This is a genomic window from Proteus genomosp. 4 str. ATCC 51469, assembly GCF_003144375.1.
Classification (GTDB): Bacteria; Pseudomonadota; Gammaproteobacteria; order Enterobacterales; family Enterobacteriaceae; genus Proteus.
Genome location: NZ_PENV01000014.1, coordinates 79,919 through 102,706, shown reverse-complemented (window position 1 = coordinate 102,706; position 22,788 = coordinate 79,919). Strand labels below are relative to the sequence as shown.

General features: G+C 38.7%; 22 protein-coding genes. 21 read left to right on the top strand and 1 reads right to left on the bottom strand.

Features of this window, described 5'->3' with window-relative positions; genetic code table 11:
• The first annotated feature begins 12 nt into the window (after window positions 1-12).
• The 17 genes from fabD to umoD all read left to right on the top strand — a co-directional run bounded on the left by fabD (window position 13) and on the right by umoD (window position 14,909).
• Entirely contained in the window at window positions 13-945 is a 933-nt protein-coding gene (fabD, locus tag DK866_RS13945) for an ACP S-malonyltransferase (RefSeq protein WP_109409382.1), read from the top strand.
• An 8-nt stretch (window positions 946-953) separates the two neighbouring features.
• On the top strand, window positions 954-1,688 hold the full coding sequence (fabG, locus tag DK866_RS13940) for a 3-oxoacyl-ACP reductase FabG (RefSeq protein WP_036937746.1): 735 nt from the start codon (window positions 954-956) through the stop codon (window positions 1,686-1,688).
• 157 nt (window positions 1,689-1,845) lie between these two features.
• The gene (gene acpP / locus DK866_RS13935) at window positions 1,846-2,082 is read left to right on the top strand and encodes an acyl carrier protein (RefSeq protein ID WP_004247087.1); all 237 of its coding nucleotides are present in this window, start codon (window positions 1,846-1,848) and stop codon (window positions 2,080-2,082) included.
• Between the two features lie 74 nt (window positions 2,083-2,156).
• Complete coding sequence (gene fabF, locus DK866_RS13930) at window positions 2,157-3,398, top strand: beta-ketoacyl-ACP synthase II (RefSeq protein ID WP_109409381.1); 1,242 nt, start codon at window positions 2,157-2,159, stop codon at window positions 3,396-3,398.
• A gap of 133 nt (window positions 3,399-3,531) precedes the next feature.
• Complete coding sequence (gene pabC, locus DK866_RS13925) at window positions 3,532-4,359, top strand: aminodeoxychorismate lyase (RefSeq protein WP_109409380.1); 828 nt, start codon at window positions 3,532-3,534, stop codon at window positions 4,357-4,359.
• 17 nt (window positions 4,360-4,376) lie between these two features.
• Window positions 4,377-5,399 (top strand): endolytic transglycosylase MltG, encoded by a 1,023-nt coding sequence (gene mltG / locus DK866_RS13920; protein ID WP_109409379.1) that lies wholly within the window; start codon window positions 4,377-4,379, stop codon window positions 5,397-5,399.
• A 2-nt stretch (window positions 5,400-5,401) separates the two neighbouring features.
• Window positions 5,402-6,049: a dTMP kinase gene (tmk, locus tag DK866_RS13915; protein WP_109409378.1), complete on the top strand. Its 648-nt coding sequence runs from the start codon at window positions 5,402-5,404 to the stop codon at window positions 6,047-6,049.
• Window positions 6,046-7,023 carry a DNA polymerase III subunit delta' gene (gene holB / locus DK866_RS13910; protein WP_109409377.1) on the top strand — a complete coding sequence of 326 codons (978 nt, stop codon included), beginning with the start codon at window positions 6,046-6,048 and terminating at the stop codon, window positions 7,021-7,023. The genes tmk and holB overlap by 4 nt, the downstream gene beginning before the upstream one ends.
• 84 nt (window positions 7,024-7,107) lie before the next feature.
• Window positions 7,108-7,893 (top strand): metal-dependent hydrolase, encoded by a 786-nt coding sequence (locus tag DK866_RS13905; protein WP_109409376.1) that lies wholly within the window; start codon window positions 7,108-7,110, stop codon window positions 7,891-7,893.
• A gap of 42 nt (window positions 7,894-7,935) precedes the next feature.
• A complete protein-coding gene (hinT, locus tag DK866_RS13900) occupies window positions 7,936-8,286 on the top strand; it encodes a purine nucleoside phosphoramidase (RefSeq protein WP_109409375.1) in 351 nt (116 codons plus the stop codon).
• Between the two features lie 39 nt (window positions 8,287-8,325).
• Window positions 8,326-8,727 (top strand): YcfL family protein, encoded by a 402-nt coding sequence (locus DK866_RS13895; protein WP_072069893.1) that lies wholly within the window; start codon window positions 8,326-8,328, stop codon window positions 8,725-8,727.
• Between the two features lie 17 nt (window positions 8,728-8,744).
• Window positions 8,745-9,326 carry a penicillin-binding protein activator LpoB gene (locus tag DK866_RS13890; protein ID WP_109409374.1) on the top strand — a complete coding sequence of 194 codons (582 nt, stop codon included), beginning with the start codon at window positions 8,745-8,747 and terminating at the stop codon, window positions 9,324-9,326.
• Entirely contained in the window at window positions 9,304-10,203 is a 900-nt protein-coding gene (locus tag DK866_RS13885; protein WP_109409373.1) for a phosphotransferase, read from the top strand. Before DK866_RS13890 ends, DK866_RS13885 begins: the two co-directional genes overlap by 23 nt.
• 38 nt (window positions 10,204-10,241) lie before the next feature.
• Window positions 10,242-11,261, top strand: a complete 1,020-nt coding sequence (gene nagZ, locus DK866_RS13880; protein ID WP_072069890.1) for a beta-N-acetylhexosaminidase — start codon at window positions 10,242-10,244, stop codon at window positions 11,259-11,261.
• Window positions 11,258-11,797: an alpha/beta hydrolase YcfP gene (gene ycfP, locus DK866_RS13875; RefSeq protein ID WP_109409372.1), complete on the top strand. Its 540-nt coding sequence runs from the start codon at window positions 11,258-11,260 to the stop codon at window positions 11,795-11,797. Before nagZ ends, ycfP begins: the two co-directional genes overlap by 4 nt.
• Window positions 11,798-12,247: 450 nt before the next feature.
• A complete protein-coding gene (locus tag DK866_RS13870) occupies window positions 12,248-13,555 on the top strand; it encodes an NAD(P)/FAD-dependent oxidoreductase (RefSeq protein ID WP_109409371.1) in 1,308 nt (435 codons plus the stop codon).
• An 853-nt stretch (window positions 13,556-14,408) separates the two neighbouring features.
• Window positions 14,409-14,909 carry a flagellar biogenesis regulator UmoD gene (gene umoD / locus DK866_RS13865; RefSeq protein WP_109409370.1) on the top strand — a complete coding sequence of 167 codons (501 nt, stop codon included), beginning with the start codon at window positions 14,409-14,411 and terminating at the stop codon, window positions 14,907-14,909.
• Between the two features lie 86 nt (window positions 14,910-14,995).
• Here the strand turns inward: umoD and mfd are convergent, their stop codons facing one another.
• Window positions 14,996-18,439: a transcription-repair coupling factor gene (mfd, locus tag DK866_RS13860; RefSeq protein WP_109409369.1), complete on the bottom strand. Its 3,444-nt coding sequence runs from the start codon at window positions 18,437-18,439 to the stop codon at window positions 14,996-14,998.
• A 193-nt stretch (window positions 18,440-18,632) separates the two neighbouring features.
• Between mfd and lolC the strand changes: the two genes are divergently transcribed.
• The 4 genes from lolC (at window position 18,633) to cobB (ending at window position 22,775) form a co-directional block, all read left to right on the top strand.
• On the top strand, window positions 18,633-19,835 hold the full coding sequence (lolC, locus tag DK866_RS13855; RefSeq protein WP_109409368.1) for a lipoprotein-releasing ABC transporter permease subunit LolC: 1,203 nt from the start codon (window positions 18,633-18,635) through the stop codon (window positions 19,833-19,835).
• A gap of 40 nt (window positions 19,836-19,875) precedes the next feature.
• Window positions 19,876-20,586 carry a lipoprotein-releasing ABC transporter ATP-binding protein LolD gene (gene lolD, locus DK866_RS13850; protein ID WP_109409401.1) on the top strand — a complete coding sequence of 237 codons (711 nt, stop codon included), beginning with the start codon at window positions 19,876-19,878 and terminating at the stop codon, window positions 20,584-20,586.
• Complete coding sequence (lolE, locus tag DK866_RS13845; RefSeq protein WP_109409367.1) at window positions 20,586-21,833, top strand: lipoprotein-releasing ABC transporter permease subunit LolE; 1,248 nt, start codon at window positions 20,586-20,588, stop codon at window positions 21,831-21,833. Before lolD ends, lolE begins: the two co-directional genes overlap by 1 nt.
• Window positions 21,834-21,917: 84 nt before the next feature.
• Window positions 21,918-22,775 carry a Sir2 family NAD+-dependent deacetylase gene (cobB, locus tag DK866_RS13840; RefSeq protein ID WP_109409366.1) on the top strand — a complete coding sequence of 286 codons (858 nt, stop codon included), beginning with the start codon at window positions 21,918-21,920 and terminating at the stop codon, window positions 22,773-22,775.
• Window positions 22,776-22,788: the final 13 nt, after the last annotated feature.

The following is a 22,788-nucleotide window of genomic DNA, read 5'->3' as shown; positions in this document are numbered from 1 at the left end:
AGGAAAATAAACATGACTGATTTTGCAATGGTTTTCCCTGGACAGGGATCGCAAACTGTTGGAATGCTTGCAGAACTTGCAGAGCAATATCCGATAGTGACTGAAACATTTGCTCAAGCATCTGATGTATTAGGTTACTCTCTGTGGGATTTAGTTCAAAATGGCCCAGAAGAAGAGTTAAACAAAACATGGAAAACACAGCCAGCATTATTAGCGGCATCAGTTGCTGTTTGGCGTATATGGCAAGAAAAGCAAGGCAAAATGCCACAAATGATGGCAGGTCACAGTCTTGGTGAGTATTCTGCTTTAGTGTGTGCTGGTGTTATTGATTTCGCAGCAGCCATTAAATTAGTAGAATTACGCGGTCAGCTGATGCAAGAAGCAGTACCAGCAGGTACTGGTGCAATGTATGCAATTATCGGTTTAGATAACGATGCTATTGCAAAAGCCTGTGAAGAAGCTGCCCAAGGGCAAGTTGTTTCACCTGTAAACTTTAATTCACCAGGCCAAGTTGTTATCGCAGGTAACAAAGAGGCAGTAGAACGTGCTGGTGTTTTATGTAAAGAAGCTGGTGCTAAACGTGCATTACCATTAGCGGTAAGCGTGCCTTCGCATTGTGCTTTAATGAAGCCAGCAGCTGATAAGCTTGCAGTTGCATTGCAAGAAATTGAATTTAAACAACCTGAAATTCAGGTCGTTAATAACGTTGATGTGAAAGCGCAAACTGATGCAAATGCTATCCGTGATGCGTTAGTTCGCCAGCTTTATAACCCAGTTCGTTGGACTGAAACGGTTGAATTTATCGCTGAAAAAGGCATCACACAACTATTAGAAATCGGTCCAGGAAAAGTATTAACTGGTTTAACAAAACGTATTTCTAAAGAAATGAACGCTGCAGCAGTTAATGATATTGCTTCATTAGATGCTGCATTAGGAAATGACTGAGGGATCTCATGGGATTTGACGGAAAAATAGCGCTAGTTACTGGTGCAAGCCGTGGCATTGGCCGTGCGATTGCAGAGGATTTAGTTGCGCGCGGTGCAACCGTAATTGGTACAGCAACGAGTGAAAACGGTGCGCAAGCTATCAGCGAATATTTAAGCGGTAAAGGTAAGGGTTTTGTGTTAAATGTCACAGAAAACGACTCTATCGAAAAATTTTTAGCTGAAGTGCGTGCTGAATTTGGCGAAATTGATATTTTGGTCAATAATGCAGGTATTACTCGTGATAACCTGTTGATGCGCATGAAAGATGATGAGTGGCAAGATATCATCAACACAAATCTTTCATCAGTCTTCCGTCTGTCTAAAGCAGTTATGCGTGCTATGATGAAAAAACGTTATGGTCGTATAATTACCATTGGTTCTGTTGTTGGAACCATGGGTAACGCAGGACAGGCAAACTACGCGGCGGCAAAAGCGGGTGTGATTGGTTTTAGTAAATCATTAGCACGCGAAGTTGCTTCCCGGGGCATTACGGTAAATGTTGTTGCACCTGGTTTTATCGAAACTGATATGACAAGAGCATTAACAGATGACCAAAGAGCAGGTATTTTATCTCAAGTTCCTGCTAACCGTTTAGGTGATGCCAAAGAGATTGCCAGTGCTGTAGCCTTCTTAGCTTCTGATGAAGCGAGCTATATCACGGGTGAAACATTGCATGTCAATGGTGGCATGTACATGATCTAATTATGGGGACGTCTTTATATTTGCTTTTTGCGTACAATATAATGCAAAATATAGCGAATAAAGTAGTCCACACAGTCGGGATTGGTTAGATCTTTTCCTGTATTTATAAACTAAGAAAATCATCGCGCAAGCGAGTTTTGATAGGAAATTTAATAGTATGAGCACTATCGACGAACGCGTTAAGAAAATCATTGTTGAACAACTGGGTGTTAAAGAGGAAGAAGTTGTAAATTCAGCTTCATTTGTTGATGACTTAGGCGCTGATTCTCTTGACACAGTTGAGCTGGTAATGGCTCTGGAAGAAGAATTCGATATCGAAATCCCAGACGAAGAAGCAGAAAAAATTACTACAGTTCAAGCTGCTATTGATTACGTTGAAAACGCAGGTAAATAAGCTTGCTAATCTAGGCGGTCACTCGACCGCCTATATTTTTAATCCTAAACTTTTTCCCTCCTTGGAGGATAAGCGTGTCTAAGCGTCGTGTAGTTGTGACCGGACTAGGCATGTTATCTCCTGTCGGTAATAACGCAACAGCTTCTTGGGAAGCCGTGTGTTCCGGACAGAGTGGTATCGGCCTTATCGAAGATTTTGACACCAGTCATCATGCGACTAAATTCGCAGGATTGGTAAAAAATTTCAATCATGAAGATTATAATCTTTCGCGTAAAGACGCGCGTAAGATGGATCTTTTCATTCAATATGGTATTGCGGCAGGTGTGCAAGCCATTGCGGATTCAGGTCTTGAAGTAACAGAAGCCAATGCAAGTCGCATCGGAGCTGCTATTGGTTCTGGTATTGGTGGCTTAGGCCTTATCGAAGAAAACCATACGTCAATGACAAATGGTGGCCCTCGTAAAATTAGCCCATTCTTTGTACCTTCAACCATCATTAACATGGTTGCAGGGCATTTAAGCATTATGTATGGTCTTCGTGGCCCTACAATCTCTATCGCAACAGCATGTACATCAGGTGTCCATAATATTGGGCATGCTGCGCGTATTATCGCTTACGGCGATGCAGATGCAATGCTTGCAGGCGGTGCCGAAAAAGCAACTACTCCATTAGGTTTAGGTGGCTTTGGTGCAGTTCGTGCATTATCAACACGTAACGATAACCCTCAAGCGGCTAGCCGTCCATGGGATAAAGATCGTGATGGTTTCGTGTTAGGTGATGGCGCGGGTGTTCTGGTTCTTGAAGAATACGAACACGCTAAAAAACGTGGTGCTAAAATCTATGCTGAAATAGTGGGTTTTGGTATGAGCAGTGATGCTTATCACATGACTTCACCAGCAGAAAATGGCGAAGGCGGTGCGCTAGCGATGACAAATGCACTAAAAGATGCGGGTATTGATGCATCTCAAGTGGGTTATATCAACGCACATGGTACATCAACGAATGCGGGTGATGTTGCTGAAGCACAAGCGGTAGAAAACGTATTTGGTAAAGGCACAGATGTATTAGTTAGCTCAACAAAATCTATGACAGGCCATTTATTAGGCGCTGCTGGAGCCATTGAGTCTATCTTTACTATTCTTTCTCTGCGTGACCAAATCGTACCTCCAACAATTAACCTTGATAATCAAGACGAAAATTGTCATCTTGATTTTGTTCCACATAAAGCACGTAAAGTTGAGAACATGGAATATGCTCTGTGTAACTCATTTGGCTTTGGTGGTACTAATGGTTCAATTCTCTTTAAGCGCGTTTAAACCGTTTTTTGCAGAAAGTTGAAAAATACTTAAAGACCCAGGATTATTCTGGGTCTTTTATTTTGTCCTTTTACTGCCAGTTGTTTTATCATGTGCAGACTGATATCAATAACATAGATGTAGGGTGTGTTAGATGCATTGGGTAAATGGACAACAGCAACAAAATGTAGATGCAAGTGACCGAGCGATACAGTTTGGTGATGGCTGCTTTACTACCCTTGCAATAGAACAAGGCAAGCCTTCTATGCTATCCGCACACCTTAATCGTTTAAAACAAGGCTGTGAGGCACTTTTTCTCCCTCATCCAAATTGGTCTGATTTAAAAAAACACATTATAGATGTCGCTTCTGACACCCAAGCAAAAGGTGTTATTAAAATTATCATCAGTCGGGGTTATGGTGGTCGTGGTTATTCTTCAAATGGATTTATTACACCAACAGTTATAACCTCATTGTCATCCTATCCTGCCCATTACCTCCACCAGCAAAGTGAAGGTATATCACTAGCTATCAGCCCTATTACTTTAGGCAAAAATCCACAACTAGCGGGAATTAAGCACTTAAATCGTTTGGAGCAGGTTCTTATTAAGCACCATTTAGAAAAAACAGAATTTGATGATGTTTTAGTGTGTGATAATGAAGGATATTTAGTTGAAGCAAATGCGGCAAATCTTTTTTGGCGTAAAGGGAATACACTTTTCACACCAGATCTGACTGATTCTGGCGTAAATGGCATTATGCGCCAATCAATTATTCAATTAGCACAAAAACTGAATTGGAAAATTGTTATTGTGAGAGAAAAACCGGAAACGCTTTATCAAGCAGATGAAGTTTGGTTAACAAATAGTTTAATGCCTGTACTTCCTGTTTCATGTATCACTTTCTCGGATGATAAGTGCTATCAATATTCGAGCAGAGAGTATTATCATGTTGTTTTACAACACAGTTTGTCACTTAAATAGAATTTGATGAGTTATAAATGAAGATAAAAAAAATAGTATGGATAGTTTTTTTTGCCTTATTAATTAGTATCGGTGCAATTGCGTTGTATATGATGCAACATATTCGTGGTTTAGAAGAAAATGTTGTTGTAAAGCAAGATGAAATGCTACTCACAGTGCCAGCAGGAACAGGGCGCGTAGCCATGGAACAACTGCTAATAAACAATAATCTACTTAGCCAAGGCGATTATTTTCAAATTTTACTAAAAGTAAAACCAGAGCTTAGCCAATTTAAAGCAGGTACATATCGCTTAACAAAAGGTATGTCTTTACGTGACGTTTTATTGTTGATCAAAAGTGGAAAAGAGGCTCAATTTACGATCCGTTTTATTGAAGGTAGTCGTTTACAGGACTGGCAATCTATTTTTGAACAAGCTCCGCAACTTACGACTATCGCACACACAATGGATAGCGACAAATTACGTGAAGAAATAGGGATAAAACCTGAAATTGCTAACTTAGAAGGTTGGTTTGCACCAGATACATACCATTACACGGCAGGTACAACAGATGTCGCAATTTTAAAGCGTGCTTACCAACAAATGGAAAAAACATTAGAAGAAGAGTGGATTAAACGCGATAGTGATCTACCGTATAAATCGGCTTATGAAATGCTTATCATGGCATCAATTATTGAAAAAGAGACGGGTATTGATGCAGAAAGAACAAAGGTCGCGTCTGTATTTATTAATCGACTAAAAACAAATATGAGATTACAGACCGATCCTACCGTGATTTATGGCTTAGGTGATAAATACAGAGGTACAATTTATCGCAGTGATTTAAATGGTTATACCCCTTATAACACGTATCAAATCGATGGATTGCCACCAACACCAATTGCAATGCCTAGTGTTGCTTCAATCAGAGCCGCCGCACATCCAGCGGATACACGTTATCTCTATTTTGTTGCGGATGGAACGGGTGGTCATAAATTTTCAACCACACTTAATGAACATAATAAAGCTGTCGCACAATATCGACGCTTACAACAAAGATAATTATGAATAACAGTAAATTTATTGTAATTGAAGGATTAGAAGGCGCTGGAAAAACCAGTGCAATTCAAACCGTTATTAATACATTAAAAGAAAAAAACATCACCAACTTAGCATTTACCCGTGAACCGGGAGGCACCCCACTTGCCGAAAAATTACGAGAACTTATTAAGCAAGGTATTGAGGGGGAGAAAGTTACCGATAAAGCGGAGCTGTTAATGCTATATGCGGCGCGTGTTCAGCTTGTTGAGAACGTGATTAAACCCGCGCTAGCAGAAGGTAAATGGGTAATTGGCGATAGACACGATCTCTCTTCACAAGCCTATCAAGGTGGTGGCCGTTGCTTAGATAAAGATCTTATGCTGTCACTTCGTAATACGGTTCTTGGTGATTTTCGTCCAGATTTAACGTTATATCTTGATTTAGATCCAGCTATAGGGCTGGCAAGAGCACGTGCTAGAGGTGAATTAGACCGAATTGAAAAAGAGTCAATGGACTTTTTTTATCGCACTCGTGAACGTTATCAGGCATTGACCAAAGGTGATGACTCTATTATTACAATAGATGCATCTCAAACTATCGATAAAGTTCAAGCGGATATTCGCCAAGCACTCACTACATGGCTAGCCCAGCAGGAAAATAAAGCATTATGAATTGGTATCCTTGGCTAAATCAGGCATATCGGCAACTTATTAGCATGTATCAAGAAGGCCGAGGTCATCATGCTCTGCTTTTACATGCAACCGAAGGAATGGGGGCTGATGCTCTCTCTTATGGATTAAGTCGTTGGCTAATGTGTCAGAATAAACAGGGATTAAAAAGCTGTAATGAGTGCCACAGTTGTCGCTTGATGCTTGCTGAAACACATCCTGATTGGCATCTTTTGCAAAATGAAAAGGGCAAGACATCTATTGGCGTAGAAGCCGTTAGAAAAGTGACAGAGAAACTGGAGCAACATGCCCAGCAAAGCGGTGCAAGAGTCGTTTGGATAAAAGAGATTGAAGCCTTAACTGAGGCTGCTGCAAATGCATTACTCAAAACGTTAGAAGAGCCGCCTAAAAATACGTATTTTTTACTTAATTGTCAGCAACCTGAAGTTTTGTTAGCCACTTTGCGTAGCCGTTGTTTTTATTATCATTTAGCCACGCCTGATCATCAGCATGCTATACACTGGATACAACAGCAGTTGCCGAATGTCCCTTATGCTAATAGTGTAACTGCGTTAAATTTATCACAGAATGCACCAATAGCGGCGCTTTCATTACTGAAAGATGAATGGCAAGAAAGAGAAACTTTTTGCCAAGCGTTATATTCAAGTTTGCAACAACGTGATTTATTTGGATTTCTTCCGCAGTTAAATCAAGATAATGTAGATCGTCGCTTGTATTGGTTGCTATCACTTTTACTCGATGCATTAAAGTATCAAACAAATGCACAAGCTTATTGTATCAACCAAGATCAACAACCTTTAATTATGGCGTTATCACAATCGCCTTCAAATATTGTGTTAGCCATTATTGATGGATGGAAACAGTGTCGTTATCAGCTAATGACCATTCCAGCCCTGAATAAAGAATTATTACTAGCAGAACAGTTGCTAGATTGGGAAAATCAGTTAGCAATATAACATTAATTAGCAACATAAATTTAATTGTGAGCTAGCTGTAATAAAAAACACCTATAAGTCATACCAGATAAATGAGAGTACGTTATGTTTTTAGTTGATTCACACTGCCATCTCGACAGCTTAGATTATGAAAAACTACATGAAAATATTGATGATGTTGTCGAAAAAGCACAGCAGCGTGATGTTCAATATATGTTAGCTGTAGCAACAACTTTGCCGGGTTTCAAGAATATGCGTGAACTTATCGGCAAACGTGACAATATTGCATTCTCTTGTGGTATTCATCCCTTGAATTTAGACGAAGGGTACGACGTTGAAGAATTAGCGCTCTTAGCTGCTGCACCTGATGTTGTGGCGTTAGGTGAAACAGGGCTAGATTACTATTACCAGCAAGAAAATGCAGCATTACAGCGTGAAATTTTCCGTGAACATATTCGTATTGGCCGACAAGTTAACAAACCCGTTATCGTGCATACTCGTAGCGCACGCGAAGATACGTTATCAATTTTAAAAGAAGAGAACGTGCAAGATTGTGGTGGTGTATTACATTGTTTTACTGAAGATAAAGAAACGGCAACAGCATTACTAGATCTTGGAATGTATATCTCTTTTTCAGGTATTGTGACATTTAGAAATGCAGAACAAATTAGAGAAGCTGCACGTATTGTTCCTCTTGATAGAATTTTAGTTGAAACAGATTCCCCATATTTAGCGCCAGTTCCTCATCGAGGCAAAGAAAATCAACCTGCTTATGTTCGTGACGTTGCGGAATATATGGCTGTATTAAAAGGGGTGAGTGTTGAAGAGTTAGCGCAACAAACAACGCGCAATTTTGCTAAGCTCTTTCATATTCAAAACTTACCTGCTTAATTGAATTAATCAGGAATTAAAATAAATAATAAGGTGATGGAAATGGCAGAAGAAACAATTTTCAGTAAAATTATTCGTGGTGAAATTCCGGCTAACATTGTTTTTCAAGATGATACAGTCACTGCATTTCGTGATATTTCGCCACAAGCACCCACGCATATTTTGATTATTCCTAATAAACTTATTCCTACGGTGAATGATGTTACTGTTGAAGATGAACAAATGTTAGGACACCTGTTTGTTGTTGCCGCAAAAATAGCTCAACAAGAAGGTATTGCTGAAAATGGTTATCGTCTAGTGATGAACTGCAATAAACATGGTGGACAAGAAGTTTTCCATATTCACATGCATTTATTAGGTGGAAAACCATTAGGGCCATTATTAAGCCAATGATCGGTATGATGCTAAAAGCGAGATAACAGGAAGTAATACATGATAAGACAAAGTAAGGCTATTTACTCATTACTTATCGCTATGTGTATGACGACATTGCTCTCTGGGTGTTTATCATCTCATTCAGATAATAAACTCTATTTTAATCGTCAGCAGGCTATTATTATGGAGCCTTCAGTCTTAGCCGTGGGAATTGTGGCGGGACAACCGATCCTTGAACACCATACTAACGGCACAAGAGCGACAGTTATGCTGTCAAATACACAATCTTACCCTGTTTCAATTCGCTATCGCTTTTATTGGTATAACGAACAAGGGCTTGAAGTATCTCCTGCTGGACATGTAAATGATGTGACTATTCTTGGTGATGGAGATACGGAAATTAGCGCCGATGTTCCAGATAAAACCATTAGTTATGTCAGAGTTTATCTTTTTACTTAGGATAAGGTAACGCGAGTATGAAAAGACTTCTATTTGTGGTGATGTCTGTGTTTTTATTAGCGGGTTGTCCGTCTATGTTGCCACAACAACCGCCTGTACCTGTGGAGCCGGTTACACCCATTGAGCCGGTAGAGCCACCTAAACCCATAGAACCACCAATTGAAGTAGTACCAACTCCACCTAAAATCACCAGTATTAATTGGAATAATGTGGTGACACCTTTAATTAGAGAGATGGCAGTCACTGACGATTTAGAAACGGGTAAGTTAATTGTTATTGATAATGTCAAAAATAATTCAGGTGGAAACATCCAAGCGGTAAATGCAACCAATACAATTATAGAATCAGTTAATAGTATTAGTTCATTGCAAACTGTACCTTACGCACAAATGATGTCAGCACGAAAAGCACTTGGTTTATCAGGAGAGGACAGTTTAGGTCTTCGTAGTGCTGCTATTGGGTTAGCGCGTCATTTAACAGCAGATTATATTTTATTCTCAACGGTTGATGGCAAAAAAGATAACCGTGTTATTAGTATGCAACTAATGTCAGTTTCTTCTGGCGAAATTCTTTGGAATGGACGCAACAAGGTTGAGTGATCGGTATGACTCAAGTTTACTTAATGCCTTGCAAACACTTTTTCCTGCAACGGCATTAAGTAAATGGAGGATAACAGCATTAACAGGATTAGGTGGTGGTTCTTTTCGTGTGCAATATGCTGACATTGATTGGATTGCTCGCTACTACGGAGATGAAAGAAAAGGACTTTATGTACACGGAAGAAAAGAATACGTCATTTTAAAACAGCTGACAGGTTGTGATTTATCCCCTGAAGTTGCAAAACGCTATGGAGAATGGTTTTTTCTTCACTGGTTACCCGGTGAGCACCTTACCCATCAATCACTTTTTAGTGCCTATTTAAAGCCATTAGCTGAAAAAATAGCAACGTTGCATCAGCAAACACCGTTTGGTTTTCCTCTTAATTTAAATCATGAGTTATCTCTTTATTGGCAAAAGATCGATAGAAAACGGTTATCCGCTAAATGGCTACGCTTACAACAACATTTTTTACGTCAACCTCAACGAAATCTCATAAAATACGCGCCAGCTCACATGGATTTGCATGTTGAGAATATTCTTCTTAGTGATTCAGGTATAAAATTTATCGATTGGGAATATGCAGCAGATATTGATACGGCTGATTCATTAATGACGTTCTTTGCCACAAATCAATTAGATGAAACACAACAAACGGCATTTTTAGATTATTATTGTGCGTATCATTGTCATTATACAGAGCAAAAAGAGGTTTACTCTTATTCTGTCAGAGAGTTAAGAAAGCGTATTCTTTCAAGAGAACCATTCATTTTTTATATGATGCTAATGTGGTATGAAGTCCGTTGGCAACAAACAAAAAATGGATCATTTTTAATAATGTCTGAACCTTTACGTCGTTATTTTAGTCTGACGAATTAAAGACATTATCTTGTCACAATTACAAAGAGAGGAATGTTATGGGGCCAGTAATGCTTGATGTTGAAGGATATGAACTCGATAGTGAAGAGCGTGAAATTTTAAAGCATCCTCTTGTCGGTGGATTAATCCTTTTTACCCGCAACTTCCACGATGCTGAACAATTAAATGAATTAGTCCGTCAAATTCGTGATGCATCTCATGAACGTCTGGTGATAGCCGTCGACCAAGAAGGTGGGCGGGTACAACGTTTCCGCGATGGTTTTACACGGATACCTGCGGCGCAATCCTATGCAGCATTAAATGAAAGCTATCAAGCTAGCCATTTAGCACAAGAAGCAGGATGGTTAATGGCGTCAGAAATGATTGCTATGGATATTGATATCAGTTTTGCACCAGTTCTTGATTTAGGCCATAACTGTATTGCGATTGGTGAGCGTTCTTTCCATGATTCTCCTGAAATTGCGATGACAATGGCAGAAAGCTTTATTAAAGGCATGCGTTCAGCGGGTATGAAATCAACAGGTAAACACTTCCCAGGACATGGGGCTGTAAGAGCTGATTCTCACAAAGAAACCCCTCGTGACGATCGCTCTTTAAATGATATTCGCCAACGTGATATGTCAATTTTTAAAGATTTTATTCAGCGTCAATTATTAGATGCGATTATGCCAGCCCATGTTATCTATTCTCAAGTTGATGATCGTCCAGCAAGTGGTTCATCCTACTGGTTAAAATCAATTCTACGAGAACAACTTGGTTTCCAAGGCGTTATTTTCTCTGATGATTTATCCATGGAAGGTGCTGCTATTATGGGAAGTTACGCAGAAAGAGCGCAGCGCTCCCTTGATGCGGGTTGTGATATGCTTTTAGTGTGTAATAACCGAAAAGGTGCTGTGAGTGTGTTAGATAACCTGTCCTCAGTCAAAGCAGAACGTATTTCCACATTGTACCATCACCGTGGTCGTTACACATTGAGTGAGCTACAAACTTCTGATCGCTGGAAAAAAGCGAATCAGTTGCTGACCCAATTACAGGAGCAATGGCAGGAGCGCGCATGATTATATATTTACATGGTTTTGATTCCACAAGTCCTGGAAATCATGAAAAGGTTTTACAGCTACAGTTTATTGATCCTGATGTTCGTTTTCTAAGTTACAGTACCTTGCATCCTCGACATGATATGCAACATTTGCTGAAAGAAACGGATAAAGTGATTAAATCCACTAAAGAGCCCGTATTAATTTGCGGGGTTGGGTTAGGGGGATATTGGGCAGAGCGTATTGGTTTCTTATGTAATATTCGTCAGGTAATGATTAATCCTAATCTTTTTCCTTATGAAAACATGACTGATAAGATCGACAGGCCTGAAGAGTATTTAGATATCGCAACGAAATGTATTAAAGATTTTCGTTCTAAAAATAAAGATAATGCTTTAGTGATTTTATCCCGCAATGATGAGAGCTTAGATAATCAGCGTTCTGCTGATGAATTATCACCTTATTATTCGGTGATTTGGGATGAAGTACAGACGCATAAATTTAAGAGTCTCTCTGAACATCTATTTAAAATTAAAGCATTTTATAGCAAAAATTAAGATCAAAATCGCTTCTGAAAAATGGGTGGTTTTCCATCCATTTTTATTTCTACCCGCCTAAGATTTTTATCTCTTTCTTAACGCCTTCAACTTTAAAACGATTGTTTTAAGATGAAATTTTCATCATCTAATGATCAGAGTCTGCTTTATTACGCTAACGTCTCTATTTATACTCTAACCTTTTGTATTAATTTGAAAATTTCATTATCCATATCTTTATGGTGGTTATTTAATCATCAAAAAAAGGCACGTTATCGTCGATTTTTTCAAAAAAGAGATATGAATATTCAACTATTTTTGATATAAATCAACTTTGGTATGACCATCTTTCCAATTACTTTGTTTAAGAACAAAAATAACAGCCGAAACGATTTAACTGTCGTTATATAAGTAGATTTCACCAAGGCTATTTAAATAACAACAGTAAATATCTTTATGGAGTGACGTTAAATGTCATTAACAAAAATTGTTATTGTCGGTGGTGGCGCTGGTGGCTTGGAACTTGCGACAAAATTAGGCAATAAATTAGGCCGCAGCAAAAAAGCAGAAATCACCTTAGTTGATCGTAATAATAGCCATTTATGGAAACCGTTATTACATGAAGTAGCGACTGGCTCTTTAGACGATGGAGTTGATGCACTAAGTTATTTAGCTCATGGTTATAACCATCATTTCAACTTCCAATTAGGCTCACTTATGGGGCTTGATCGCGAACAAAAAAATATTACATTAGCGGCTATCTATGATGAAGACCAAGAATTGCTCGTCCCTGAACGTACGCTTGATTATGATATTTTAGTCATGGCATTGGGCAGTAAATCGAATGATTTTGGTACTCCAGGCATTAAAGAAAACTGCATTTTCTTAGATAGCCCGCAGCAAGCTCATCGTTTTCATAATGAAATGCTGAATTTATTCTTGAAATATTCAGCTGATGCTAATGCACAAGCTGAAGATCGCAAAGTGAATATCGCTATTGTTGGTGGTGGTGCAACGGGCGTTGAACTTTCTGCTGAATTACACAATGCAGTGCGCCAACTAAATAGTTATGGATTAAAAAAATTAGCACCTTCTGCGTTAAATATCACTTTAGTTGAAGCAGGAGAGCGAATTCTTCCTGCATTACCAGTACGTATTTCGAGCGCAGCCCATCAGGAATTAACAAAATTAGGTGTGCGAGTCATGACCAAAACTATGGTCACAAGTGCAGATGAAGGTGGATTAAACACTAAAGAGGGTGAGCATATTGATGCTGATTTAATGGTGTGGGCGGCAGGTATTAAAGCACCTGATTTTATGAAAGAGATCGCAGGCCTAGAAACCAATCGTATTAATCAATTAGTTGTTAAGCCGACTTTGCAAACAACTTTAGACGGATCGATTTTTGCTATTGGTGACTGTGCATCATGCCCCCGTAAAGAAGGTGGCTTTGTTCCACCAAGAGCACAATCTGCACATCAAATGGCGAGTCGCTGTTATAGTAATATTATCGCAATGTTAAGAGATAAGCCGTTAAAAGATTATGTGTTTACCGATCACGGTTCATTAGTTTCTCTTTCTAAATTTAGTACGGTAGGAAGTTTAATGGGCAATTTGATGAAAGGTGACATGATGATCGAAGGGCGGATTGCTCGAATTGTTTACATCTCTTTATATCGAATGCATCAAATTGCATTACATGGTTATATCAAGACAGGGCTTATGATGTTGGTTGGTTCTATCAACAGAGTGATCAGACCTAAGCTAAAACTTCATTAATTTATCTTTTGCTTTGTAAGTAAGACAAAAGTTATCTTTTTAAACCCTCATATTATATGAGGGTTTTTTATCTGTTTTTTCTTTCAAATTAAATAATTAAATGAGAATATCTAAATAAGATAAAAAATCTCAGCATAAATGACTAGATGATTTATCTGTTTATATCAAAAATAACCAATAACTCTAAAGCTCAATAAGACAATAGTAAATATTATTTTATCATTAAGATTAAATGAGTAATATTAAAGTCCAGTTCTGTTTTTGATTATTATGCTAAACTATTTAAGACTTTTCTTAAATAAAAAATGATGTTTAATTCATTAATTTATCAAATAAAGTGTTATGGTATTTCCCTAATTTGTATTAAAAATATAATAAGTAAAAAGTGTTGAATGTAAGCTTAACTTGTTATTTTTACTCAATTTTAATTGATTAAAATATTTTCATAAGCCTTGGGGATAATTTTTAAAATATGAATATAAAATGAAATGCCACATATTTCTAAGCAACAATTGTTAACCTCATGTTATCATAATGATGTATTATAAATAGTATAACGATTTTAATTTTTTCAGAAAAATAAATTAAGAACACGCTTAATATAATAGGTAAATTCTAAAAAAGTGGTGGTACTTATTTAATTAAGTAATTAAAACAGAAATAAGTGGTGTATTTAACATGTCATAAATACGTGGTTTGCTTATTATGCTAATCAGCATGGATGTTGAATTAAGCTATCAGATAGAGAATTCATTTATTGAATACTAAATATATTAGCCAGTTATCGTGAAAAAGTGGCTTTGTATTGCACATCTGTAGCAATTAAGGATAAAACAGATAAAAAGGGGTAAAAGTGAGTGTTGATGTCAGAAAGTACACACTGATAGGACTAATCATTGCATTAGCTATTCTTTTATTTATTGCATGGAGGTGGGTATTTCCCCAGCCTCAATTTGCTCATGTCGTTTCCGCTACACCGATTAAATCAACAGTATTTGTGACAGAAGAGTACTGTCATCGAATCGGTTTACCAACACCTTTTACACCCGAAAAATTGTCACGATTTCATCCGGCAGAGCAAGAATGCCGTGTGTTTTATATGATTGAAGCACTTAATAACAGCAATATCGCAAATTTCCCTTATCCTCAATTCAAAGAGTGTATTCCGATTTATCGACAAGAACGTAGAATTGTGGGTTATGATGTACTTTACACTATTGATGGCACGCCGGGTAAAGTGCGCACCACGTTTAAACCTGGCGAAGTTATTGCTTTAGACGCTGATGGTAGGCTGATCTTAGAACAAGAACCCTATTGTTCAATGAATGAAAAAATTCCTTGCCGTAAAGACTAATACCAATAATATAAAAAGGCGTAATGAAGGAAAAAATCACTTCAGTTACGCCTTTTTATTAGCTTAAGCAACGGTTAGCTCTTGCGTTATTTCATCTTATGATCATCGAATGCGCTTAACATATCATCAATAAAAGTAAGACGTTTTTCACGTTCAGCTAAATCAATAATAAACTTCAATTTAGATGGGCCATCTAAGCGGAAAACAGCAGGTTGTTCTTGAAGCAAGCTAATCAAATAGCCCGGATCAACCTTGTTTTTCTCGCCAAATTCAATAAATCCACCTTTGTCATGGGCTTCAATACGAGTAATACCAAGGCTCATAGCGTTTAAACGAATAGCTGCATTACGCAGTAAATAACGACCAGCATCAGGTAATTTACCAAATCTATCAATTAACTCTGCTCTTAAATCATTAAGTTCATTTAAATCAATCGCACTTGCAATTCGTTTATAGAATGAGAGTCTGACATTTACATCTGGAATGTAATCATCAGGCAATAAGACGGGCATTCTTAATTCAATTTCAGTTTGTTGATTAGTGAGATCTTCAAGCGATGGCTCTCTGCCATCTTTAAGGGCTTCTACCGCGCTTTCTAATAATTCCATATAAAGTGAGAAGCCTACGGTATTCATTTGACCGCTTTGTTCTTCACCAAGTAATTCTCCTGCACCTCTAATTTCCAAATCATGTGTTGCCAATGCAAAACCAGCACCCAGATCTTCCAGTGAAGCAATTGCCTCTAAACGTTTATGAGCATCTTTTGTCATAGCTTTAGGGTGTGGTGTTAACAAATAAGCATAAGCTTGATGATGAGAACGACCTACACGACCACGTAACTGATGTAATTGTGCTAAACCAAAGTGATCGGCGCGCTCAATAATAATGGTGTTCGCGCTAGGTATATCAATACCTGTTTCGATGATGGTAGTGCAAAGTAACACATTAAAACGTTGATGATGGAAATCATTCATCACACGCTCAAGTTCACGTTCACGCATTTGTCCGTGACCAATTCCAATACGTGCCTCTGGTACGAGAGTAGCTAGTCTTTCACGCGCTTTTTCAATATTTTCAACATCGTTATACAAATAATAAACTTGTCCACCACGTAATGTTTCACGCAAGATGGCTTCTCGCACCACTAAATCATCATATTCCCGCACAAAGGTTTTCACGGATAAACGGCGTGCAGGTGGCGTTGCGATAATAGAAAGATCACGCATACCACTCATGGCCATATTTAACGTGCGAGGAATTGGCGTTGCTGTCAGTGTTAAAATATCTACATTAGCACGCATGGCTTTAATGCGTTCTTTGTGGCGCACGCCAAAGCGATGCTCCTCATCAACAATGAGTAGTCCTAAATCTTTCCAGTGAATGCTAGGCTGTAGTAATTTGTGTGTACCAATGACGATATCAACAGTACCTTCAGCCAGTTTTTCTGTAATTTGTTGCTGTTCTTTTGCACTACGAAAACGCGAGATCATCTCAATATTAACGGGCCAATTGGCAAAACGATCGCGGAAATTATCAAAATGCTGCTGAGCCAATAGGGTGGTTGGGACTAAAATCGCAACTTGTTTATTATTGTTAACCGCGAGGAATGCAGCGCGCATTGCCACTTCTGTTTTACCAAAACCAACATCACCACAGACTAATCTATCCATTGAAATAGCTTGGCACATATCACTTAATACGGCATTGATCGCTGTTTCTTGATCGGGGGTAGTTTCAAAAGGAAAGCTTTGTCGGAATGCGTGATACTGCTCTTTATCCATTTTAAAGGCAAAGCCCGTTTTTATTTCACGCTGGGCATAAACATCTAACAGTTCTGCTGCAACATCACGGACTTTTTCAGCCGCTTTTTGACGAGCTCTTACCCATGCGTCGCCCCCCAATTTATGTAAAGGGGCATTTTCATCAGCACCACCGGAATAACGACTGATTAAATGCAATGATGAAACAGGGACATAAAGCTTGTCATTACCTGCGTAGCTTAACATTAAGTATTCTGCTTTAACGCCGCCCGCTTCTAAGGTTGTCATACCTTGATAGCGTCCAACACCATGCTGAAGATGAACAACAGGTTGGCCTATGCTTAATTCGGCAAGGTTACGAATTAAAGTATCGGTATTAATTGCCCGGCGATTGTCTTGACGACGACGATTAATTCTTTCGCCTAACATATCGCTTTCACAGATCATGGCTAATTGACGATGACTATCAATAAAACCGTGTTCAGCCGCACCAATAATAAAATAGGTTCCTTTTTCTTGGGCATCTGATAACTCAATGATCTGTTTAGGGGCAATTTTTATCCGTGATAACAGTTCTTGTACCGTTTCACGTCGGCCTTCGCTCTCAACAGAGAAAATCACACTACCTGAAAATTGTTCTTGGAATCGTCGTAGATTGTCTAAAGGGGATTTGCTTTGCGCGTTGATCGATAAATCAGGAAGTGGTTGATAACCTAAATTAGTTTGTCCTGCTTTTTCTGGCAATGTTTCTGTTTTAAGTTGAATTCGTGGCCACTGTTTAAGTTCTTTATTAAATTTATCAACACTGAGCCAAATATCATCAGGAGGAAGCAATGGTCGCATTGGGTCAACACGACGACTTTCAAAACGTTGGTTGATGTCTTGCCAGAACTTATCTGCGAAATCTTGTAGATCTTGCGTTACTATCAGCGTGTTTTTGGGAAAATAAGCAAATAAGTTAGATAAAGGCTGTTCAAAAAATAGCGATTGCCAATATTCAATCCCAGTAGGCAATATGTGTTTGCTGACTTGCTGATAAATATGTTCAGGATCACGTCTTACATCAAAGCGCTCACGCCACTGACTACGAAAGAGCTCAATTGCATTAGCATCTGTAGGAAATTCATGTGCGGGCAATAAATTTATTTGCTCCACTTCTATTAATGTTCTTTGGGTATCAACATCAAAAGTACGCAGGCTATCAATTTCATCATCGAAAAAATCAATACGATAAGGAAATTCACTTCCCATAGGAAATAAGTCAAGCAATGCACCGCGTGTTGCATATTCCCCGTGTTCTAACACTTGCTCTACATGGCGATATCCCGCTTCATCGAGTGTTTTACGTAAATTATCACGAGAAAGTATCTCTCCTTTTTGCATTACCAACGCATGACTTGCGAGATAATCCGTAGGGCAGACTTTCTGCATTAACGTATTGACGGGTAAGATTAAAATTCCCTTGAGAAGTGATGGAATACGGTATAGCGTAGAAAGGCGGTTTGAGATAATTTCTTGGTGAGGTGAAAAACTGTCATAAGGCAGCGTTTCCCAGTCCGATAATGTCTCTACTGGATAATCACAAAACTGACGGATTTCATCTTGTAAACGTAATGCATTTTGCATGTCACGAGTAACAAGGACGACTAATCCAGAATGACGTTTGATGATCTCTGCACATTCTAGAGCACAAGCGGCACCAGTCAGTTGACCTAGCTGGCGAGTATCCCCTTGTTTTATAGGAAGTTGATAACGATATTCTGAGGACATAAGCGTGTAATGTGAACTCTTTGTTGTAGTTAACTCCCAACACATCTTCAGCGTACTCGCTAAAGCTTAAACTGGCGGGCAGGTTAAGATAAAAGAAAAACCACAGTTTGGGAATAGAGTGGTTCCATTCAGTAAGACTACCCTTTATTATCCCTGAACACTTCGCATTAGCAACAGGAACAGCACAGATTTCATGTACAATTCTGTCTCATTTTATATAGGGCTCCGTTATATGCGGGGTCGCGCGGTCGATAAGTTCGGCCGCTTCGTCTCATGGCTATCCGCTTTAGGGATCATGTTAGGTGTAGCAGCGCTTATCACAGTGACTTCTGTCATGAATGGCTTTGAGCGTTCATTGCAAGAAAGCATTCTTGCTTATCTTCCACAAGCCATAGTGACATCACCTAACGGGCAATTACCCCGACAATCAAATATAGCCGAAAATCTACTGACGCGAGAAGGTATCATAAACGTTGTCCCTTTAGTAGAAGGTGATGTTGTTTTGCAAAGTAAAGACAATATCAGCGTTGGTGTCATGTTAGGGATTGAAAAAGCACAAGATGAACCTTTAACAAAACATATTCGTTATGGTGATTTCTCTATGCTTAAATCGGGTGAGTATGGCGTGATCTTAGGAAGTGGCTTGGCTAAACAACTGAAAGCAAAAGAAGGGGATAAAATCCGTCTGATTGTGCCAAGTGTTAGTCAACTCACTCCAATGGGAAGATTACCCAGCCAACGATTATTTACTGTTAAAGGCATTTTCCAAAGTGGTGGAGATGCTGACGCCTCTCAAATCTTAGTTAATCAGCAAGATGCAGCACGTTTAATGCGTTATCAGCCGGGTAATATTACAGGATGGCGTCTTTTCTTTTCTGATCCTCTCAATATTGAAAAATACAGTGCTAAACCTTTAGCTGAAAATTTAAGCTGGAAAGATTGGCGCGAACGTAAAGGTGAATTTTTCCAGGCAGTTAAAATGGAAAAAAATATGATGGGATTATTATTAAGCTTAATTATTGCTGTGGCTGCTTTTAATATTATTACCTCACTTTCTTTATTAGTTATGGAAAAACAAGGAGAAGTGGCTATTTTGCAAACCATGGGCTTAAAACGTTCTCAGATTATGTCCATTTTTATGTTGCAAGGTGCTGGTGCAGGTATGTTAGGTGCTGTTGCTGGTGGTCTTTTGGGAGCATTACTCTCTAGCCAATTAAATACTATTATGCCGGCGGTAGGACTTATTCCACAAGGTGTTGAATTGCCTGCAACGCTTGAGTGGGGCCGTGTATTTATGATTGGCTTTGCTGCCATTATAATTTCCCTTTTATCTACTTTATACCCGTCTTGGCGGGCCGCGACTATTCAGCCAGCAGAGGCGCTACGTTATGAGTAATTCTTCTATTAATAAACAGCCAATGGCATCAGAAAAGAATATGCAAATTGACAAAAATTGTTTATTGGATTGTCACGCCCTGTGTAAACAATACCAAGACGGTACAATTTCAACCCAAGTGCTGAAATCGGTTTCATTTAAAATGGAAAAAGGTGATTTTTTAGCGATTGTGGGTAGTTCTGGTTCAGGTAAAAGTACCTTATTACATTTATTAGGTGGCTTAGATTCACCGACATCAGGTGAAGTCTTCTTTGAAGGGCAATCACTTAATACATTATCTTCTTCAGAAAAAGCCGATCTACGTAATACACAACTGGGTTTCATTTATCAATTCCACCATTTATTACCGGATTTTACTGCACTTGAAAATGTGGCAATGCCATTAATGATTGGTGGGATTAGTGTTGTAAAGGCGAAAGAGAAAGCGATGTCTTTACTTGAAGCGGTTGGCTTAAAAGAGCGTGCTCATCATCGTCCTTCAGAGCTTTCAGGTGGTGAAAGACAACGTGTTGCGATTGCAAGAGCATTGGTTAACGATCCTGCATTGGTACTTGCGGATGAGCCAACAGGTAATCTTGATCAGAAAAATGCCGAAGGTATTTTCGAGTTATTGATAAAATTAAATAAAGAGAAGCAAACGGCTTTTCTAGTGGTGACGCATGATTTATCACTGGCGGCTCGTTTTCAGCGTCAACTTGAAATGAAAGATGGTCAATTACAGCCACAAAACATGATTTCAGGAGTGAAATAATGGCGCAATTGCCACTTGCATTAGTGACCGCTTTACGTTTTTCAAGAGGGCGAAAACGTGCGGGAATGGTTTCATTAATCTCGGTTATTTCAACACTGGGTATTATGCTTGGGGTTGCTGTTTTAATCATCGGTTTAAGTGCTATGAATGGATTTGAACGCGAATTAAAAAACCGTATTTTATCTGTCGTTCCTCATGGTCAAATTTATTCAGTTGAACAGCCATTTGTACAATGGCAATCGGCATTACCTCGGATTGAAAAAACACCAGGGGTTGTCGCGGCTGCGCCGTATATCTTATTAACAGGGTTGTTAGAGAAAGGTACTGAACTAAAAGCAGTGCAAGTTATGGGTGTATCTCCTGAAAAACAAGGTGATATCAGCTTATTACCTCGCTATGTACAAAATAATGCATGGCAAGATTTTCGGGCGGGTAAGCAACAAATTATTATTGGGCAAGGTGTTGCAGACGCATTAAAAATTAAACAAGGTGATTGGCTAACGGTATTAATTCCGAATAATGATGATCCAACTAAGCTATTACAGCCTAAACGTATTCGCCTACAAGTCAGTGGCATATTTAAATTGAGTGGAATGCTTGATCACCAATTAGCATTAATTCCTCTAGCAGATGCTCAACAATATATGGATTACGGCCAAGGTATTACAGGGATTGAAGTGAAAACGGTTGATCCGTTTTTGGCTAATGAAATTATTCATAATGCAGGTTTAAATAGTGAAGAGTATGTTTATGCTAAAAGCTGGATAAGTGATTATGGCTATATGTATAGCGATATTCAAATGATCCGTAGCATTATGTATTTATCCATGATCTTAGTGATTGGTGTGGCTTGTTTTAATATTGTTTCAACACTGATTATGGCGGTAAGAGATAAAAGCAGTGACATTGCTATTTTACGTACGCTCGGCGCACGTGATAGCCATATTCGTAATATCTTTTTATGGTACGGCTTATTATCAGGCATGATTGGCTGTATTGCAGGTGTTATTTTTGGTGTATTAGTGGCTTATAATTTGACACCTTTAGTATCTGTTATTGAATCATTAACAGGGCATAGTGTACTTTCTGGTGATGTTTATTTTGTCGATTTTCTCCCTTCAGAAGTGCATTTGATTGATGTTTTTTCTGTATTTATCACCACTGTGATCTTAAGCCTGATAGCAAGTTGGTATCCTGCTCGTCGAGCCACTAAACTAGATCCTGCAAGAATTTTAAGTGGACAATAAGTTTATTGACATACAAAGAAGAAAAAACGCTTAAAATAGTGACGCTAGAAACGCGATATTTAAACTTGAAAACCAAGGATTGTAATGATGAAACTTAAACTTCGTCATCGTCGGCTTAGGAAGTTTCGTAAGATCAAAAGTTTACGCAGACAACATTCACGTTGTCGTTATTTTCATCTCACCCATAAAACGGAACATGAAATGAATTTACCCAAAGTTGTCGTATTAACAGGGGCTGGCATTTCTGCTGAATCAGGAATTAAAACATTTCGTTCAGAAGATGGATTGTGGGAAGAACATCGTGTTGAAGATGTTGCTACACCTGAAGGTTATCAACGCAACCCACAATTGGTTCAGCAGTTTTATAATGAACGCCGTCGCCAATTGCAACAACCTACCATTCAGCCGAATGAAGCACATTATGCATTAGCGAAACTTGAGCAACGCTTAGGTAAAGATAACTTCCTTCTTGTAACGCAAAATATTGATAATTTACATGAAAAAGCGGGGAGTCAGCATGTTTTACATATGCATGGTGAATTATTAAAAGTACGTTGCCCACAATCTCGCCAAGTTTTTGAATGGAAAGGTGATTTAGAAACAACAGATCACTGCCATTGTTGCCAATTTCCATCACCACTACGTCCGCATATTGTCTGGTTTGGTGAAATGCCTATTGGCATGGATGAAATTTATCGGGCTTTGGCTGAGGCTGATATTTTTATCTCTATTGGTACTTCTGGTAATGTCTATCCTGCGGCCGGTTTTGTTCATGAAGCTAGGCTAACAGGTGCTCACACTGTTGAGCTAAATCTTGAGCCAAGTTTAGTTGAAAGCCAGTTTGAAGAAAAACATTATGGGCCAGCAAGTCAGGTTGTTGATGAATATGTTCATAAATTGTTTGAATTAATTAATGATCCTAAAGCTGATTTGACGCAATAATTATTTTATAGAG